Here is a 530-nt window from a genome sequence, read left to right as displayed (position 1 = left end):
CTCAGCGTCACTTCATGCACGGGTTTGGTATCTTTTTCCGAAGAACAGCGCGCCCCCTCACCGTGCGTGCGGGAGCAAAAGTCCCCCATCCAGAACGTACCGCCCGGAATAAACACCAGATCGCCGGTGATGCGTTGCAGGTAGTGAGCTAATTCAGGGTTATCCTGCGCCGCAGGCTCCGGTTTATCGCAACCACTCAGCAACAGCAACAACGCCAGGCTATATTTTCCAACCTTCATTTCACCGCCTCCGCAGCGTTCACCGCACAGCGGACGGTGGTGCCATCGGGGTAAGGCTTGTCCTTGATGGCATAGCCGCGAAAAAAGGTGAGGCCCACATCAAACCCGGGAGAAGGATTGTCACCTCCGCGGCGGACCTTCAGGTATTGCCCAGTTTTTTTATTTTTGATGACCGGTGTTTCCGGGCCCTGCGGATCCTGGCGCGGAGATTTCGCGTAATAGTCCGGGTCATACCAGTCGCTCACCCACTCGTAGCCGTTCTCTGCCATGCCGTACAGCCCGCCGGGGGTC

Annotated in this window: 2 pseudogenes; both read right to left on the bottom strand. The window is 57.7% G+C overall.

Features of this window, described 5'->3' with window-relative positions:
- A pseudogene (locus OGX67_RS00440) lies at positions 1 to 239 on the bottom strand (formylglycine-generating enzyme family protein); the annotation flags it as partial.
- A pseudogene (locus OGX67_RS00435) lies at positions 236 to 530 on the bottom strand (formylglycine-generating enzyme family protein); the annotation flags it as partial. The pseudogenes OGX67_RS00435 and OGX67_RS00440, both read right to left, overlap by 4 nt.

This window comes from Citrobacter sp. Cf118 (assembly GCF_030334095.1).
Taxonomy (GTDB): Bacteria; Pseudomonadota; Gammaproteobacteria; order Enterobacterales; family Enterobacteriaceae; genus Citrobacter; species Citrobacter freundii.
Note: the sequence above shows the minus strand (reverse complement) of the source record. Positions and strands in the feature narration are given on the sequence as shown.